Here is a 13,540-nt window from a genome sequence, read left to right on the forward strand (position 1 = left end):
CAAATGAATCCGCGATGGCCGCCGTTCCTGAGGGCGCTCTAATGGTCCAATATGCCGTCACGGCAGACGATGCCGATATCTATCTGTCATTCGCCGCCGAGCTTGCGGATTCGGTCAGGCCCATCGTGCTGTCCTATTTCCGCACGCCGCTGGATGTCCTCGCCAAGTCTGATGCCAGCCCGGTGACGATCGCCGATCAAGCCGTTGAGTTGCGTCTCAGGGAAAGGATCGAGGCGCGCTTTCCGGAGCATGGCATCATCGGCGAGGAGATCGGAGCCAAGCCCGGCGGAGCGTTCACGTGGATCGTCGACCCGATCGACGGCACCAAGAGCTTTATCAGCGGCTTTCCCTTGTTCGGCACGCTGATCGCGTTGACCTATCAGCAGCGACCATTCTGCGGCCTGATCGACGTCCCCTTTACGAGTGAGCGGTGGATGGCGAAGCCCGGCGTGGCGTGGTTCGGCGATGGATTGGCACGGACCAGCGCATGCGAGAGCGCCACCGACGCGCGTTTCTACACCACATCGCCTGACATGTTCCGCAAAGGCGAGATGGAGCCATTCGAGCGGCTATCGCGAGCTGCACGGATGCGCCGTTTCGGCGGCGATTGCTACGTCTATGGCCTGCTTGCGTCGGGACACTGCGACATCGTTCTCGAAGCGGGGCTTCAGCCATATGACTACATGGCACTGGTGCCGATCGTGCAGGGCGCCGGCGGCTGCATCACCGATTGGGAGGGATGCCCGCTCTCGATTCGCTCGGAAGGGCGCATCTTGGCAACCGCAACTCCGCGGCTTCATGCCGAAGCGCTCGCCTTGATCCAGGGATAACCACCGATCCTGCCCTACAGGACAACCATCAAAGTGACGGTCTTCGGCTTTGCCGACCTCAGGGATCTCATGACCAAGGCGACGCCCGAGCGGTCGAGCGATCAGCTTGTCGGCTTCGCCGCTGACGGTCCGGCCGAGCGGCTTGCGGCCCAGATGGCGCTGGCCGATTTGCCGCTCACGAACTGATCCGGCCGATACTAACGGCGCCTGACCTTGGATCGACATGATCCGGCGGTCTTTGCGATCGTCTCATCGCTCACTGTCGGCGAATTCCGCGAATGGCTGCTGAAGCCCGAAACCGGCCAACAGCAGCTTGAGGCGGTGGCGCCGGCCTGACGCCTGAAATGGTCGCTGCGGTCTCGAAGATCATGCGATTACAGGATCTGATCTCGGTGGCGTCGAAACGGGAAGTGGTCACGACATTTCGCTCGACGATCCGGCTCATGGGACGGCTTTCGACGGGCAATCCAACCACCCAACCGATGATGCCTATGGCATTGCCACGTTGGCCGTCGATGGGCTCGGTGACGCAGTGATCGGGGTCAATCCAGCTACCGATACGGTGGATGACTATATCCGGATCGTTTCTCTGCTGGACCAATTGCGCAGCCGCCTATCGATCCCGACGCAAACCTGCTGTCTGGCCGTGTGACGACGGCCTTGAAGGCCGTCGCAGCGAACGCGCCTGTCCATATGCAATGGCGAGTTCGCGACAAGGTTGGCGGGCGCCGAACAGCTGGTGCCTGCTTTCACACACAAGGGCTGCCGCGCGTGCATGGTGCGTTCGGCCCGTTGCACGTGTGCGCAAGCGTGAGGGGATTGGCCCGGCTTTTGCTCCACTGCCGCCCGATTGCGTGCAGGATGCTGTTTTGTCGGGAGTCTCCCCTGCGGAATACAGGACCTTCATGCGATCGGAGATAATAGGAGCTCGCATTGTTGACGGTACCGTGGAAACGACCGACGCCGCGCCGGCGACGCAGGCATCAGGCGGTGATATCCGCTCATCGCGAGCCGCAGCTTAGCGGTTTGCAAATGGCAAGCGTGATGCGTCCAGAGTCTGAGCTCCAGGAAGTTGCTGTCAAAGACATCGGAGATAGCAACGACGCGCCTCTTGGATCTCGATCCATCAAGGTCGCCACAGAGGAGCGGCCGCTTTGATATTGCGGCGCTGCCGTCAGGTTATGGCCGCGAAGGCTCGCGGCCAATGTTTGACCAATGACGGCCGCGCTTCGCTCGCGCATCAGCGCGCACTCGCGCCCGAAGATGGACGACATAGCACACCTGCAACCAAAGCTCTGAAATAGAACGTGTAGTATGAGAACGAAGACGATCACAATCACCGTGCTGGCGGTTCTCGCGTTGCTCGGCTCGCCCAGCAGGGCCGTTGAAATTTACGATGTCGGTGATTCGAGCGGTGTGCCGTTCATGCGGGTCCGCATACTCAGTGCCGACGAGGCCGATCCGGGATCTTCATCGCGCAATTTGTCCCGTTGGGAGATAGATCAGGTGCTTACCGGGATTCAGTATTGGGCTGAAATCATCAAGGTCATCCCTGGTCAATCGCCAGCGATTATTAGTATCAGCGCGAACTACGATAACAATGCCTGGGGCATGTCTCCTTCTCATGGAGCCGGCACGAAGGTGCAGGCTGCGCTCACCGGTCAGGATCCGGGCGAACTTGAATCTGGTGCTCATGGCGCGATCGGCATCGGCCAGATGGGATTTTCACCGCACACTTACATCCCGTCCCAAGTGTCTATGACACCGAGCACAAACCTTTCAGCCGTTAGCGTGCACGAGAACGCGCATCTGCTCGGCATGACGGGTGCTGACTTCATTGGTCGTGCCGGCGGGCTGTATTTTCCCGAAACGATAAATCGGTGGACGAGTCATTTGTACGATGACAATGGCAAACAGGCTCAGCCGGGGCAGGCGATTCATTGTTCCCAATGCCCGAACCAGCCAGCTGCCGACGTTTTCGATCTGCGACGTGATCAAGGCTATTTCAAAGGGGAGCATGTGAGCGAAGTGATGGCCGGTGCCATGCCAGGTATTCCGCTGCGATCGAAGGACAGCATGACGCACAGCGAACTAAAGAACAGTTTGATGAGCCATCAGCGATACCGGAACTACACCGCCCTGATGGAAGCGGAGATCGCCGCGTTTCAAGATATAGGTTACAGTATCGATCGGCGCAATTTGTTCGGGTACTCCATCTATGGAAACGGCCAGAATCTGGTAAACGACAATCCCTTCTTCGCTCGCAAAGCCGACCGCACCGCCTATCTGCCAGATACATACAACACGGCCACGCGCGGACTCGGACTGCACGTCTATGGCAGCCACAACACTCTGCTCCAGAGCGCCGACCTGCTTTCGAAAGGAGCAGGGGGGGCCGGCATCCGCGTCGACGGCGAAAACAATCACATCATGGTTCCGCCCGGAACCCGCGTGTACGCCGACGGCGCCTATGGGCGCGGCGTCATGTTCGCCTATGGTAAGGATCACACACTGACTCAGCGTGGCGACGTGCAGGCTCTCGGCGAGCATGGCATCGCGGCAAGTTTCGACTTTGGCAACAATGTGTTGGGCAATGACCGTGAATATCGTGGCTCGTACATTCACACGATTGGCAATAGTCCGGCGCCGATGCTGAACGAAATCGACGGTCCGCTCGTCAGCACGTATGATCTGACCGGGCGCCTAGCCGGTAGTTATGCCGCGATGTACATGTCGAACAATGGTTATGTGGGCCAGATCAATGTGATGCGTGGCGCAACATTGTCAGGGGACATCCTGTCTGATTACGCCCAGCCTGACGAGAACGGTTCTCCGCGCCTGACCAAATTAACCTTCGGCATGGCGCCTGACGCGAATGGTCATTCCACGGGACGGCCCGACGCAAGCTTTGCAATCCGCTATGAAGGAAACATCGTTGGACGCAACAACCTATCGCTGGAGCTGTCTGGTGGCGCCGTGCTGTTTACCGGCAATCACGAAGTGTACGGCGCAACCGTCGCGCAAGGCGCAACCTTGTCCGGCAACGGCAGTTATCTCCTCAATACCAATGGCCGCTTCACCAATAATGGCGCGGTCGCGCCGCTCATCGATGGTCTTGACAACAGCATCACGGTGAATGGCGACTATCTGCAAACCTCGACCGGTCGCTTACAGGTTGCGGTGAACGATATCGGTGCGTTCAGCCGCCTCGTGGTGAGCGGCAATGCGACGCTCGACGGTGCGCTCGCGATCACGCCCCTGCGTGGCTGGTATGGCAACGATTTTAGCGTTTCCTCTAATCGATGGTTGAATGCAACAAATCTGACGGGTTCGTTCACGAACGTGACGGCATCGCTGCAATCGCCAACCTTGCTGGCGAGCGCTACAGCCCAGGGCGACAATACCTACGCGTTGACACTCTCCCGCCCAACCGATGCCTATTCGCGTTATGGGGCTGATGCCAGCAGCCGCCAGGTGGGCGCGGCGCTCGACCGAGTAGCTGGCAACGCTGCTCTGGGACTGCACCCGCTCGTCGCGGCGCTCGACTTCTCCGCCTCCGACGGCACGGTGGTGACATCTGCGCTGGGTCAGCTTTCGCCGTCCGTCTATGCGTCGGAGAAGGGCAGGCGTGTCAATGACAGCTTCTATGCACGTTCGGCAGTCTATAACCGTCTCGAACAGGCGTTTGGCGGGGCGCCGTCGTCGCCGATGGCGGTGATGGGTTATGGTGCCGGGCAGAGGACAGGCGGCAATTCTGCCTCTGCCATCGGTGCTATCGGCGCTGCTTCCCTTGACCTGCCGTCCTATGACTTGCAGCCTTATGCAGCGTGGGGTTCTACCTTTGGCGGATGGGCGACCCAATCAGGTGATCGCAATGCTGCAAGCACCAGATCCAGCATTAGCGGCGTCATGACCGGTATCGACGCGTCGGTACTTGACGACTGGCGTTTCGGTGTATTTGCAGGCTATAGCCGTTCTACTTTCAACGCTAGCGGTCGTTCGTCGTCGGGCCGCAGCGACAATTACACGTTCGGCACCTATGCCGGCACCGAGTGGACCGTTCCAGAAGGGGCCATCGCCTTCCGCTCAGGTCTTGCCTATACATGGCACGATCTTGAGATGAGCCGCAATGTTAGGTTCCCGGGGTTCAATGACAATCTGATCTCGGATTACGATGCAGGCACTTTCCAGATTTTCGGAGAGCTGGGCTACAAGGTCCATGTCGGCAACGGGTCGGTGATCGAGCCTTATGCCAATCTCGCCCATGTTCGTGTCGCGACGGATGGTTTTAGCGAGAGGGGTTTGGGCGGAGCGGCGCTAAATATTCAAGCTAACACGATGGAAACGACGCTCTCCACCCTCGGCGTCTACGCGACCAGGCGTTTTCAACTTGGCCAAATCGCCACGACTGCCCGAGCCGATATTGGTTGGCGCCATGCCGTTGGTGATCGCATTCCACTGTCGACGGCCAGCTTTGCTGCCGGGTCCAGCGCTTTTGCAGCTTCGGGCTTATCCATCGGCAAGGACGTGGCACTCGTTGAATCGGGTCTGGACTTCCAGCTTTCCAGCAATAGCACCCTTGGCATCGCCTACCAGGGCCAGTTTGGCTCCGGCATTACCCAGAACGGACTCAATGCCATCTTCAGCGCGAAGTTCTGATGCGCATGGTCAATCGATTTTTCGCCAGGCGCGCGACACGCAGTGGAGTCATGTTGGTTACCATCCAGATATCGTCGACAAAAAACGCCGCCGGCGATTCGGGGCTAGGCTGCATGAACGAAGCGCTGGCTGTCCAGGCGCGATGCCCGTGGGAATCCAGGGTCTGCGGCGGACAGACCTATGCCGCCGATGCATGGCATTTCAGGGGCCAGAAATTGCTCATGGCGAGCTGACTTGCCTGAGCCAGGCGCCCATTCGCCCGACACGAAGGAGAAACGCAATGAATCAGCGGGATGTAGCCGAAGTCAATCTTCACGACTTACAGGTATCGGATCCGCTGATTGGGAACTTCCAGCAAGTGGTGATTGAAGTGGCGATTCCCTATCAATGGGACACGCTGAACGATCGCAATCCCGAAGTAACACCGAGCCACGCGGTCGAAAATTTCCGTATTGCCGCCGGACGTTCGAAGGGTGAGTTCTACGGCACGGTTCTTCAGGACAGCGATGTCGCAAAATAGTTGGAGGCCGTTGCCTGGTCGCTGTGCCAGACGCCCGATCCGGACCTGGAGAAAGCCGCCGACGAGCTGATTGAATTGATTGCGGCCGCGCAATGCGGCGACGGCTATCTCAACACTTATTTCATGCTAAAGGGCCCTCAGGAGCGCTGGAGCAATCTCGCCGAATGTCACGAGCTCTACTATGCCGGCCACTTGATTGAAGCCGGCGTCGCTTTCTTTGTGGCTGGAGGCAAACGACGCCTGCTTGAGGTCGTTTGCAGGCTTGCTGACCACGTCTGCACGGTTTTCGGCCCTGAGCGTGATCAGTTACACGGTTATGATGGTCATCCAGAAATCGAACTTGCGTTAACGCGCCTCTACGAAGTGACGCAGGAACGGCGATATCTGACGCTCGCCAATTATTTGGTGGAGCAACGTGGCACAGAGCCGCACTTCTATGACATCGAATACGAGAAGCGGCGGCAATCCGGCCACGTCAAATCATACGGCCCGCCCCTGGGCGGTGCGCAATAAAGCCTACAGCCAGGCGCACCTGCCAGTTTCGAAACAGCGGATCGCAACCAGTCATGCGGTTCGATTTGTATACCTCATGACCGCGGTCGCTCACCTCGCGTCTAAATCAGAATGAGCAACAACGCCAGGCTTGCCTGAGGCTATGGCAAAACATGGTGCAGCGGCAGATCTATATTACCGGAGGTATCGGCTCGCAAAGCCTGGGCGAAGCGTTCAGCTGCGATTGCGATCTGCCGAACGATACTGCACATGCGGAAAGCTGCGCGTCGATTGGTCTGATGATGTTCGCGCGCCGTAGGCTGGAGATGGAAGCGGACGGCCGCTAAGCCGATGTGATGGAGCGCGCACGCTAGAATATTTTTACGCTAACCCGCTCGAAACCCATCCGAAAACGCTGAGGTCCAATGGCATTTACAGTCATGTCGCGCCGGTGCGGCAGCGCTGGTTTGGCTGCGCGTGCTGTCCGCCGAACATTGCGCGCCTTTTCACATCCATTGCACACTACATCTATACGCCACGCGCTGACGCGTTCTACATCAATCTCTACATTGGCAATAGCGTGGCACTATCGGTCGGTGGGCATACGTTGCGGTTGCTGATGAGCGGAAACTATCCCTGGAAGGGCGCGGTGTTAATCGCTGTGGAATCTGCACAGCCGATTGCCCACACGCTTGCTCTGCGCCTGCCGGAATGGTGCAGCGCAACGCAGGCGAGCCTGAACGGAAGGATGACTTCGATTTCGGGCCGGAAAGCGCCTCCTGGTGAACGGTGGGAAATTCAACCAAGCCTATCAAATCACCATACCGGAGGACCTAAATGGCGTTCGCTGAAGCCTCTACAGCACGGATGGCGATTTCGCCCCGCTCAAGGACCTGGTCGCACTCGCAGACGGGCACGATGCATTCCTGATGGTGGCTGAAGCTCATGCCACGGGGAGGGACGAGGGCTCACCGCGCCCTACGAGACGTTCGAAAATCTCCTGGTCGTCCATACCTGCGGCAAGGCGCTGGGTGCTGCTAGGAGCGCTTGTTCCCGCCTCCGGTGTGCTCCGTCATGATCAATCGTTGCCGTCCGTTCATTTTCGCCACCGTGCCCTCACCGTTGATGGCCGTCACCATAGAGAGGCACTATTGATCCTGCAGCAGGAGCCCGAGCGTCAGCAACGGCTAGCCGAGCTGGTCGCCGTTCACGCATCGGGCGATCGTTGCGCGCGGTGAGCGAAGTCCTCGGGACTCGCGGATCGTGCCATACGACAACGCGCGCGCGATGAAGCTTACCGTTGCATTGCAAGTTCGCGGCTCTGATGTCCGCGAAAATCCAGCCACCAACAGTGCCTGCGGGCACGGCCCGTTGGCGGATTTCACTGACACTCAATGTCGCCGAGGGTGGCATGCGTGGAAATGCTCGATATTCTATCGCGCGATTTGGCTGGCCGACCTCGTCGGACCGTATCGGCAAGCGGATTTTTTGCGATAACAAGGATGGAACCTCTTGGAATACGAGAGGGGTCAAAGATGAGCGGGGCGATCCGTGCTGTGTCGTCTTGCTGAATAGCAACGTTTAGCCTGCACGCGTCTCCGTCCGAAAGCGGACGGGCGTCATGCATACAGCCCGCCACCCCTGTTACGAACCTGACATTGCGTGTCCCGAAAACACGCGCGTCTACCGCTGCGCGCAGTGGCCCAAATCCTGCACGCTAGGTGGCCGTACGCTCGAGCCGGTCGTGAGACGCCGGAGTTGCAGGACAATGGAATCGCAAGGCTATGGGCTTCGGGAGTCACCTAGTCCGAAGCTTCTTAACCTCATTTCCACTGCGGCTTCGTTCGCCTTGCGATCGTAGCTGTCCGTATGGCTTTGGAGAGAGGAGTAATTATGCAATCCGCGTCAAGTGAGAACGGATCGATCAAGATCGTCGCCCCTGAGGACCGCTCGAGGGTCATCGCCGTTCTCACGACAGCCTTTACGATGTGTCCACTGCTGAGATGGTTATATCCCGAGCCAGAGCGTTACTTGCGCCATTTCGTCGGCTTCCTTGAGTATTACGCCGGTGATCCGTACACGGATCGAAGTGGCGCGTGTTTCGAGGACGGCGTTAAAGGTGCGCTTCTGTGGCTAACCGACAAAGTGCACCGCGATGACGCGCGCATGATGAAGTACTTGCTCGGGAGCGTTCCAGAGTACAGACGAACGGAAACTGAAAGGATATTCGAAGAGTTCGGCAAGTATCACCCTACGGAGCCGTACTGGTATTTCACCATGCTGGGCATCGATCCCATGCACCAGCGGTCCGGGTGGGGAGGCCTTCTCTACCGATACGGTCTTGCCATCCTGGATGAAGCGAATGGATTGGCGTTTACAGAAGCCACCAGCCTTCGCTCGGCACGCCTATATGAACGCCTGGGATGGAAGATCGTGGGTGAGGTTCAGGTCGGCAGTTCGCCGCCGTTTTTCCCGATGCTCCGCCGTCCTTCTTGAGAGGGAGCGCCGGTTGGCCCGGTGCCCAAGGCGGGCCTTTGTCCACACGTGAACCAGAACCGGAACAGGCCGCAGGATCTAGTGATCCTGTCGCCTGCAAGACGCGCATCATGCTACAATCCCAGGATCTCAAAAGACTGGATAAATTGTTCTCCTCCATGCAGGAGGCGAACGGATGTTTTCTAGGCTACCCGTTTGCGAGGGGCTTCGATTATGAGCCGTTGTGGCGCTTCATGCGCCTCGCAGGCAACAACCTCGGAGATCCGTTCGAACCAGGGACCTATCGTGTCAATTCGTATGAGTTCGAATGCGAAGTTATCGAATTCTTTGCCCAGCTGTTTCGCGCACCTCCTCGCGAATTTTGGGGGTACATCTCCAGTGGAGGGACCGAGGGGAACACTTATGGGCTGTATCTCGCCCGTGAGCTCTATCCGGATGCTGTCGCGTATTTCTCGCAGGACACACACTATAGCGTGAGCAAAGGGGTTCGTCTGCTCGGGCTGGATCACTGTGTGGTGCGTTCGCAGTCAAATGGAGAAATGAGCTATGACGATCTAGCGCAGAAGGCGACCCGTACCCGAAATCGCCCGGCCGTTGTCGTCGCCAACATTGGCACTACAATGAAGGAAGGCAAAGACGATACGCTAAAAATTCGTGCGGTCCTTCGCGATGTCGGCATCGGCGCGATCTATATCCATTCCGACGCGGCTCTGTGCGGGCCGTACGCGCCCTTCTTAGATCCGAAGCCCGCATTCGATTTCGCGGATGGAGCGGACTCGATCACGCTCAGCGGACACAAGTTTCTTGGCGCGCCGATGCCTTGCGGCGTCGTTCTCTCACGCAAGCGGCACGTTCAGCGCGTCATGCGCGCCATCGATTACATCGGCAGCTCAGATACGACGTTGAGTGGATCGCGCAATGCGTATACGCCGATTATCCTTTGGTATGCGATCCGTACTCTGGGTATCGAAGGAATCAAACGGATGTTCCGCCAATGTGAGCAACTGGCTGCCTACACAGCCGATGAGCTTAATTCCCGTGGCGTCGGCGCGTGGCGGAATTCCAACGCGCTTACGGTTGTGCTCCCACCCGTCGAGGAAAGCATCAAGGCCAAATGGCAAATTGCGACTCAGGACGTTAGCCATTTGGTGATCACACCAGGCACGACCAAGCGCCAAACAGACGCGCTGATCGAGGCGATCACAAATAGAGGCAGATGATCTTGATGGAAGCAGCGGCTGTGCTCTCCGGGCAAGCATGCCGGTACTCACTAATACCGAACCGGAATATGCCTCGCGCAGATGCAATGCCACGGAAGATCACATCGTGACTGATGACCCTCACATTTGCCGTGGCGGCCACAGCTTCCAACTGGCACGTATTCTCACGGAGTTTAGCCGTAGTGCGGTCTTCCCGGCCGGATCCGTCGTCGACGCCATGCGCAAAAATGCTCTGGAGCTCATTTCTTACACGACCACTCGTTGTGGGAGATCTTGGTTTGCGTAAGGTTGGGCAATCGGATCAGAAGCGTCGAGGAGCTCTCAAGGGAAGACCCGCGCCGCAACAGCGTTTGCCTGCCGCGATGGGGATGGAGACGCCGCCACTCGACGAGAGAATCGGCGGTGTCATTCGACGTATTCGGCTCGAGCGGGGGCTTACGCTTGGTGATGTCGCATCGGCAGCAGGTATTTCGGTCCCGATGCTCAGTCGGTTCGAGACTGCGCACTCTAGCGCCAGCCTGTTGCTGCTTGCACGTATCTGCGCGACACTCGGTATGAACCTTTCGACCTTGTTCAGTGAGGTCGAGCAAACGAGGGGGGAGGCCGGACTCATCAAGACGTCCGATCAGATGGAGGTCGTTCGCTCAGGCACTAAGTATGGGTACACCTATCGATTGCTGTCCCATTGGCCACGGAGGGTGTTTGAACCCTTCCTCATCAACATAGACAAGAGAAGCAAGACCTATCCGCGCTTTCAGCATCAGGGAACGGAATTTGTCTACATGCTGAGAGGGAGGATGCAATATCGATTTGAAGATAAGACGTTACTGCTCGAGCCGGGTGATGCATTCACGTTCTCTGGGTATGTTCCTCATGGTCCGGAAAAGCTCTTGGACGATGACATTCAATTTATCACGATGATCATTTATCCAGAATAGTTGCGGGGGCCCCCAGGAGCTGCGACAGGTCATACGCAGGAGCATCGGGTCTGGTACTGGGCCTGAAGCTGAAGTTGGGTGTCGAGTGGGATATAATGGCAAGCGTCGCCTCGGCGTGTGAGTTGCCGATCGAACTGAACTGCGATCGCGCAACTCCGACGCTGGGCCGGCGGTCGCCAAAGCCCAGTGCTCCGCGACCGCTAGTGGTCCGGCGGAACACGCAAGACGGCCCATACACCTTCGCAATTGTCACCTGCACGTCCTTCGACCGGTGCCTTCATTCGGCCAAAGACGGGAGCGGCTATTTCGAGAACTTCATCCGGCGCGAACTTGGTGCACATTGCGACCAGCTCGCAAGTCACAAAGGATCATCGAAAAGAGCCCGGAGCTCGTTGGAGCTTCGGGCAGTGAAGGGAGGAGCGCCCAATAGGGCACCTGCCGCCATTCGCTAGATGTATTTAGCACGCTAGGGGCAAGTAAATTACAAGCCCAGTCAGGCTTGCGTCAAATGTCGACCCAGATATGCTCGTCTGATTCCCGCGGGATCAGATGAGTACCTCATCCAATTAATGCATACGCCTCGATCTCGACCAGTTGCCAAGCGCGCAACATCGATGTGACTTGCACCAGAGTTGAAGCTGGCCGAATGGAGCCGAACGTTTCCACGTGAGCTCTTGCGACTTCGTCCGCGTCAGCAATGTCGCGAACGTACACGACGGTGCGTACGACATCGCTGAGCTCCGCTCCCGCAGCCCTAAGCGCCATCGAAATTGTCCTTATAGCGGCTGTTGCCTGCTCATAAGCGCTGCTGTCTTCGAAGTCGGCCGGGGCGCACGTGCCGGACACGTGAACTTGACCATTCTTCGCCACAGCTCTCGAATAGCCAAAGACGTTTTCGTAAGCTCCGCCCGAAGATATGTTTTGTCGCTGCTGTTGTGCCTTCACGTGAGCGGTCATTTCACCTCCTTCTAAAGTCCTGTGAAATCGCGCGCGCGATACCATGTTTCAACGGCGGGTACGGCCGGTCTTGCGACAGCGTGGAACATATGAGTTGGGAAGGTCAGCTCGTCGAACGCCGATCGACCTTCCGTCTCGCCGAGCATTTGGAGCGCAATCTTTCGTCCAAAATGCGTGGAGCGCGAAACGCCCGTTCCGCAATATCCCATTGCGTAATGGATGCCAGCAGGTGTCCGGCCCAAGTGCGGAAACTCGTCGAATGTGTAACCGATGAGACCGCTCCAGGCGTAGGAAACTCTTACGTCTCTCAATTCCGGAAAGGTACGCAAAACGTCACGCGCCAGGTGCGAGTACGCCGCGAGCACGGTGTCGCCGGTAAAATGGTTTGCGCGCCCACCCCAAATCAGCCGGTTTTCGTCTGGCGCCGGACGAAAATAGAAGAACACGCGATTGCTGTTCCCGTAGACGCGCCGTCGTGGCATCAGTTGATCAATGAGTTGCGCGGGAATTGTCTCGGTCGCGAGCTGCGCCGACCGGATCGGGACGATCCGCTTTTTAAAATATGCGCCGACATTTTTGGTGTAGCCGTTCGTCGCAACGAGGACGTCTTTGGCCTGAATTTCGAAACCATCGAAGTGTAGCGTGTGCTGAGCGCCTTCACTCGTGATTCCACGTACCGGTGCACCGCCGTGAACCGCGGCCCCAGCTTGAACGACTCGGTCCAGGAGGCCCGCATGGTACTTGCCCGGATGAAGGCTCGCATCGTTCGGTAGCAGCGATCCCCCATAAAACAAATCCGAGCCAATCTCGCTGTGCTGCTCGGATCGAGTGATCATGCAGGACTCGACACCGACGTAGCGCCTCAGATCCTCCATGTCGCGAGCCATATTTTCGTAATGCTCTGGCCGCATCGCGCCGCGGAAGCGCCCGCAGCGCGTAAACGAGCAGTCGATCCTCTCTCGCTGCGTGAGAGCTTCGAGTCCGTCGAGCATTTCGATCCCTTCACGAAGCAGCTCGACAGCCTTCCGCTCCCCTTTCATTTGGATGAGGGTCTTCACGCGAACCTTCTGATTGCCGCTGCCAACCTGTCCGCCGTTGCGAGTGCTGGCACCAACGCCGGGCGCGCCAGCGTCAACGACCACAACCTGGCGCCCTGCGCGAGCGAGGACCAAGGCGGCAGAAAGGCCGGTAAAGCCGGCTCCAATGACGACAACATCGGCTCTCTCGGCCGGAGTTGGCCAGGGACCAGCCATCGGCGGGGCCGCGCGCCACCAGAACGGAGCGGCCGGCGTCGACCAGTACTTTGCCCAGCCTTCAGCAAGCTCACACAGGCGAATTCCCATGGGCTCATCATCTGAGTTGGCACTCTTGATGGAGTTCGACACGTGGCACCCACCTCTGCTCGACTTGCATATAATAAAAATAACT

Annotated in this window: 12 protein-coding genes and 2 pseudogenes; 12 read left to right on the plus strand and 2 right to left on the minus strand. The window is 58.1% G+C overall.

Features of this window, described 5'->3' with window-relative positions:
- The first annotated feature begins 41 nt into the window (after positions 1 to 41).
- The 12 genes and pseudogenes from hisN (at position 42) to P6U30_RS10255 (ending at position 11,155) form a co-directional block, all read left to right on the plus strand.
- The gene (gene hisN / locus P6U30_RS10200) at positions 42 to 830 is read left to right on the plus strand and encodes a histidinol-phosphatase (protein ID WP_280978218.1); all 789 of its coding nucleotides are present in this window, start codon (positions 42 to 44) and stop codon (positions 828 to 830) included.
- Between the two features lie 69 nt (positions 831 to 899).
- Positions 900 to 1,482: pseudogene (gene eutB, locus P6U30_RS10205) on the plus strand (ethanolamine ammonia-lyase subunit EutB).
- A 662-nt stretch (positions 1,483 to 2,144) separates the two neighbouring features.
- A complete protein-coding gene (locus P6U30_RS10210) occupies positions 2,145 to 5,489 on the plus strand; it encodes an autotransporter domain-containing protein (protein ID WP_280973319.1) in 3,345 nt (1,114 codons plus the stop codon).
- The gene (locus P6U30_RS10215) at positions 5,489 to 5,722 is read left to right on the plus strand and encodes a hypothetical protein (protein WP_280973318.1); all 234 of its coding nucleotides are present in this window, start codon (positions 5,489 to 5,491) and stop codon (positions 5,720 to 5,722) included. The genes P6U30_RS10210 and P6U30_RS10215 overlap by 1 nt, the downstream gene beginning before the upstream one ends.
- 47 nt (positions 5,723 to 5,769) lie before the next feature.
- Positions 5,770 to 6,009: a hypothetical protein gene (locus P6U30_RS10220; RefSeq protein ID WP_280973317.1), complete on the plus strand. Its 240-nt coding sequence runs from the start codon at positions 5,770 to 5,772 to the stop codon at positions 6,007 to 6,009.
- On the plus strand, positions 6,010 to 6,522 hold the full coding sequence (locus P6U30_RS10225) for a beta-L-arabinofuranosidase domain-containing protein (RefSeq protein WP_407169085.1): 513 nt from the start codon (positions 6,010 to 6,012) through the stop codon (positions 6,520 to 6,522). It abuts the gene before it with no gap.
- Between the two features lie 152 nt (positions 6,523 to 6,674).
- A complete protein-coding gene (locus P6U30_RS10230) occupies positions 6,675 to 6,848 on the plus strand; it encodes a beta-L-arabinofuranosidase domain-containing protein (protein WP_407169086.1) in 174 nt (57 codons plus the stop codon).
- Positions 6,849 to 6,931: 83 nt separating this feature from the next.
- Positions 6,932 to 7,441 (plus strand): hypothetical protein, encoded by a 510-nt coding sequence (locus P6U30_RS10235; RefSeq protein WP_407170413.1) that lies wholly within the window; start codon positions 6,932 to 6,934, stop codon positions 7,439 to 7,441.
- Positions 7,353 to 8,072 (plus strand): annotated as a pseudogene (locus tag P6U30_RS10240) (aminotransferase class I/II-fold pyridoxal phosphate-dependent enzyme); the annotation flags it as partial. The gene P6U30_RS10235 and the pseudogene P6U30_RS10240, both read left to right, overlap by 89 nt.
- Positions 8,073 to 8,394: 322 nt before the next feature.
- A complete protein-coding gene (locus P6U30_RS10245) occupies positions 8,395 to 8,997 on the plus strand; it encodes a GNAT family N-acetyltransferase (protein ID WP_407169087.1) in 603 nt (200 codons plus the stop codon).
- Positions 8,998 to 9,107: 110 nt separating this feature from the next.
- A complete protein-coding gene (locus tag P6U30_RS10250; RefSeq protein WP_407169088.1) occupies positions 9,108 to 10,217 on the plus strand; it encodes a histidine decarboxylase in 1,110 nt (369 codons plus the stop codon).
- Positions 10,218 to 10,495: 278 nt separating this feature from the next.
- Positions 10,496 to 11,155, plus strand: coding sequence for a helix-turn-helix domain-containing protein (locus tag P6U30_RS10255; protein WP_407169089.1), 660 nt, complete (start codon positions 10,496 to 10,498; stop codon positions 11,153 to 11,155).
- Positions 11,156 to 11,713: 558 nt separating this feature from the next.
- Here P6U30_RS10255 and P6U30_RS10260 read toward each other — a convergent pair.
- Together P6U30_RS10260 and P6U30_RS10265 are read right to left on the minus strand one after the other, a co-directional pair.
- Entirely contained in the window at positions 11,714 to 12,112 is a 399-nt protein-coding gene (locus P6U30_RS10260; RefSeq protein ID WP_407169090.1) for a Rid family hydrolase, read from the minus strand.
- A gap of 11 nt (positions 12,113 to 12,123) precedes the next feature.
- On the minus strand, positions 12,124 to 13,455 hold the full coding sequence (locus tag P6U30_RS10265; RefSeq protein WP_407169091.1) for an NAD(P)/FAD-dependent oxidoreductase: 1,332 nt from the start codon (positions 13,453 to 13,455) through the stop codon (positions 12,124 to 12,126).
- Between the last annotated feature and the right edge of the window lie 85 nt (positions 13,456 to 13,540).

The sequence above is a fragment of the Bradyrhizobium sp. ORS 111 genome, assembly GCF_045571485.1.
Classification (GTDB): domain Bacteria; phylum Pseudomonadota; class Alphaproteobacteria; order Rhizobiales; family Xanthobacteraceae; genus Bradyrhizobium.

Excerpts from the sequence above, each read along its gene's own strand:
- P6U30_RS10230 (WP_407169086.1), top strand. The coding sequence starts at position 6,675 with ATGGTGCAGCGGCAGATCTATATTACCGGAGGTATCGGCTCGCAAAGC.
- P6U30_RS10210 (WP_280973319.1), top strand. The coding sequence starts at position 2,145 with ATGAGAACGAAGACGATCACAATCACCGTGCTGGCGGTTCTCGCGTTG.
- P6U30_RS10260 (WP_407169090.1), bottom strand. The coding sequence starts at position 12,112 with ATGACCGCTCACGTGAAGGCACAACAGCAGCGACAAAACATATCTTCG.
- P6U30_RS10245 (WP_407169087.1), top strand. The coding sequence starts at position 8,395 with ATGCAATCCGCGTCAAGTGAGAACGGATCGATCAAGATCGTCGCCCCT.
- P6U30_RS10265 (WP_407169091.1), bottom strand. The coding sequence starts at position 13,455 with ATGGGAATTCGCCTGTGTGAGCTTGCTGAAGGCTGGGCAAAGTACTGG.
- P6U30_RS10250 (WP_407169088.1), top strand. The coding sequence starts at position 9,108 with ATGCTACAATCCCAGGATCTCAAAAGACTGGATAAATTGTTCTCCTCC.
- P6U30_RS10220 (WP_280973317.1), top strand. The coding sequence starts at position 5,770 with ATGAATCAGCGGGATGTAGCCGAAGTCAATCTTCACGACTTACAGGTA.
- P6U30_RS10215 (WP_280973318.1), top strand. The coding sequence starts at position 5,489 with ATGCGCATGGTCAATCGATTTTTCGCCAGGCGCGCGACACGCAGTGGA.
- hisN (WP_280978218.1), top strand. The coding sequence starts at position 42 with ATGGTCCAATATGCCGTCACGGCAGACGATGCCGATATCTATCTGTCA.